The following is a 304-nucleotide window of genomic DNA, read 5'->3' as shown; positions in this document are numbered from 1 at the left end:
CGAGGCGGTGGTGCGCTGGCCGGAGAAGCTGCGCTGGATCGACAGCGCGCGGCATCCGACGATCGAACTCGACCCGGTGCCGCTCGTCGTGTTTCCGCCGCGCGGACTCTATCGCGACGACATGATCAAGGCGATCGAGGAGCGCGGCCGCCGCTGGCGGATCAGCTTCACGACGTCGAGCCTGAGCGGCATCCAGGCGGCCGTCGCGGACGGCCTCGGCATCAGCGTGCTGCCCGCGCGCGCGGTCACCGACGAGCACGTCGTGTTGACCGCGACGCAGGGCTTCGCGCCGATCGAGAACATG

Annotated in this window: 1 protein-coding gene; it reads left to right on the top strand. The window is 70.4% G+C overall.

The genetic code is table 11. The annotated features are described in order from the left end of the window. On the top strand, window positions 1–304 hold a 304-nt coding region (locus SB816_RS30735; RefSeq protein WP_410548084.1), incomplete at both ends, for a LysR substrate-binding domain-containing protein.

The sequence above is a fragment of the Achromobacter sp. SIMBA_011 genome (assembly GCF_046535435.1).
Classification (GTDB): Bacteria; Pseudomonadota; Gammaproteobacteria; order Burkholderiales; family Burkholderiaceae_B; genus Achromobacter; species Achromobacter dolens.
Note: the sequence above shows the minus strand (reverse complement) of the source record. Positions and strands in the feature narration are given on the sequence as shown.